This is a genomic window from Fodinibius sp., assembly GCF_041642155.1.
GTDB lineage: Bacteria > Bacteroidota > Rhodothermia > Balneolales > Balneolaceae > Fodinibius.
Genome location: NZ_JBEPWZ010000344.1, coordinates 1 through 2,917 on the forward strand (window position 1 = coordinate 1; position 2,917 = coordinate 2,917).

The following is a 2,917-nucleotide window of genomic DNA, read 5'->3' on the forward strand; positions in this document are numbered from 1 at the left end:
TTTACCGGACTACGAACGGCCCTTCCCGCTCCCACCAGTGCCAGGCTCGCAGGAGTGTTACCATCGATTTTCCGTCGGATATTTCGCCCGAGTGCACCATATCCACGGCTTCCCGAAAGGGGATCCGCTCTTTCAATAAAAATTCATCTTCATCAACCTGCTGATCAAAAGATTCGATATCCCAGGCCGTGTACAGGTGAATTAGTTCATCCGAATAACCAATACCCGGGTAAAATTGCCCTATATATTGAAAATGGCTGCATGTGAGTCCCGCTTCCTCTTTCAGCTCGCGCCGGGCTGTCGAACCGGCTTCTTCATCCGGATCTATTTTACCGGCGGGGACTTCATAAAAAATCTGCGACATCGGGTACCGGAACTGGCGTACCAGCATAACGTCGCCATTTCCGAATACGGGAAGTACGGCCGAGGCGCCGGGATGCTTAATCCATTCGCGGGTGGAGGTGGATTCGTCGGGCAGGCTTACCTCGTCAAAGTATACGTGCAGCAGGCGTCCGTTAAAAACCTCTTTCGAGGAAAGGGTCTGTTCAATAAGTTTATGCGTATCGTTCATAGCAAGAATTTTATGTATCTTTGGTAATTAAAGCGTAAGTATAACAAAGAATTGGGTTTCTATTGGCTGAATTGCAGAATATAGACCGGCGGGAGGTGGATGTTAAACAGGTCCTGTTCACCTGGTCGAACCTAATCTCCGTTTCCCGCATCCTGGTGGCTATCCCGATTGTTTACCTGCATTATACCAATGGCCGGGAAATTACATGGGCAATTACGCTGCTGGTGTTCTATGGCATTATTTCCGATTACCTGGATGGCTATGTTGCACGACAGACCAACCAGATTTCAGAGTGGGGGAAAATTCTCGATCCGGTAGCTGACAAATTTTGTGCGTTCCTCCTGTTTTTGTATGCTGTTTATATCAATCTTATTCCGCTGTGGTTTTTTGTTATTGAAATAGTTCGTGACGCGGTCATCATGGGGGGCTCGCTCTATATTCGAAAACTGCGCGGGAAAGTGGCTATGGCCGAAATGTCGGGAAAGGTAAGTGTGAATGCCCTGGGCTTGTACTGGTTGTCGGTGTTTTTCTACCCGGAGGCCGAGTCCGTTCATTTGGTGCTGATGGGCAATTCGTTAGCCCTTATGATTTTCTCCTTCTTTGATTATCTTCACCGTTTCAATGAAATACGCAAAGGCGTGAAATTTAACTAAATCATTATTCACCGTGAAAACATTTCTGAAAAGGGTGTTTTTAGGCGGTGGTCTTCATAACAGAACAATCGTATGGGTTTTTTAGAAAAAATAGGTCTCAAGAAAAAAGAAAAGGTCGAGAAAGGCGTTGAAAAGAGCCGGTCCGGCATCATGAAAAAGATTGGCAAAGCGATTGCAGGTAAAACAACCGTGGATGCCGAGGTGCTGGATGATCTCGAAGAAATTCTGATTACCTCGGATGTTGGAGTCAAAACCACCCTGGAAATTATTGACCGGATCGAAACGAGGGTAGCCGAAGACAGCTATCTGAACAGCAGTGAGCTGCAAAAGATCCTTCGGGAGGAAATTATTGCGCTGCTCAAGGATCATGCGCCCGATAAACCGGCTGAATTTGACGCCGAATTTCCGCATAAACCTCATATCGTGATGATCGTGGGCGTCAACGGGGTCGGGAAAACCACAACGATCGGCAAGCTGGCCCATCTTTACAAAGTGGCTGGCAAAAAGGTGATGCTGGGAGCGGCCGATACGTTTCGGGCGGCGGCCGTAGACCAGCTCAAAATCTGGAGCGAACGCGCCGGCGTGCCTATTATCCAGCAGGGACAAAACGCCGACCCCGCGGCGGTGGCCTATGATACGGTGGAATCTGCGAAAGCAAAAGGAGCCGATATCGCGCTGGTTGATACTGCGGGACGTCTTCACAATAAAAAGTCGCTGATGGAAGAGCTGGCCAAAATCAAGCGTGTGATGGGAAAAGTCGTCGATAACGCTCCCCATGAGGTACTGCTGGTTCTCGATGCCTCGACCGGGCAGAATGCAATGCAGCAGGCGCAGGCGTTTACCGATTTTGTGGATATCACCGGGCTGGTCCTGACCAAGCTGGATGGTACGGCCAAAGGAGGCATCGTGATCGGTGTTTCCAATGAGCTGGATGTGCCGGTTAAATATATCGGCGTGGGCGAGGATATCGAAGACCTGCAGGTCTTCGACCGCGAGCTGTTTGTTAATTCAATGTTCAAGGAGTAGATGGGAAGCGAGCCAACGGTGGAATAGCTGGTAAAAAGCCTGGGTGTGGAGTATATTTATTCGAAATTATTCCGGCGGCAGTCGAGGATGCACTGCTTTTCGTTCACGGACTCTCGGCACTGCCTTTTGTTACGCAGGCTACTATATTTCCGTGTTGTTTATTTCAGCAGTAATATGGTTCGAATATTGATTGACTATGTAGAAATTTACGGACCTCTGCTGTCTTCGTCGTCATCTGAAGAGGTTCCATCATCTTGATCGGGAACGGCTGCAGATACTGACGCAAATTTTATTTCTGCAAAAGGTAACATAATGATCCCCTTATTTAAATGTCTGTAAGTTGTATTACCCGAAAACTGGGTACTGATATAATGTGCTACAATTTCGAAAGAATGGCAAACTTTTTAAATTCTTAGAAGCCTTCTATATTAGCCGGAAGGCCGTTAAACGGATATAAAATAATAAACCGCTTATTTTTCTTTATTGTAGAATAGAAGCCTTTGAAAAACCAGGGGTTTTGTTCAACAGCAACGCCTGAGTGATTTCGAAACCGCAGTGTATAGACTACAGGTGAGGATTTTGAAATTGCGAAAATGTAGAGATGGGGCAAACCAACGGTTTTGCAAAGGCCTCGAATAATTAATAGTGGTACCAACGGCTAACGATA

General features: G+C 47.1%; 3 protein-coding genes. 2 read left to right on the forward strand and 1 reads right to left on the reverse strand.

All coding sequences use genetic code 11. The features are described from left to right. Position 1: 1 nt before the first annotated feature. Positions 2–571, reverse strand: a complete 570-nt coding sequence (locus ACESLU_RS13680; protein ID WP_372639187.1) for an NUDIX domain-containing protein — start codon at positions 569–571, stop codon at positions 2–4. A 62-nt stretch (positions 572–633) separates the two neighbouring features. On the opposite strand from ACESLU_RS13680, the gene ACESLU_RS13685 reads away from it, so the two are divergent. Both ACESLU_RS13685 and ftsY read left to right on the forward strand, forming a co-directional pair. Beyond that, positions 634–1,224: a CDP-alcohol phosphatidyltransferase family protein gene (locus ACESLU_RS13685; protein WP_372639188.1), complete on the forward strand. Its 591-nt coding sequence runs from the start codon at positions 634–636 to the stop codon at positions 1,222–1,224. A 72-nt stretch (positions 1,225–1,296) separates the two neighbouring features. Further along, a complete protein-coding gene (gene ftsY, locus ACESLU_RS13690) occupies positions 1,297–2,250 on the forward strand; it encodes a signal recognition particle-docking protein FtsY (RefSeq protein ID WP_372639189.1) in 954 nt (317 codons plus the stop codon). Positions 2,251–2,917: the final 667 nt, after the last annotated feature.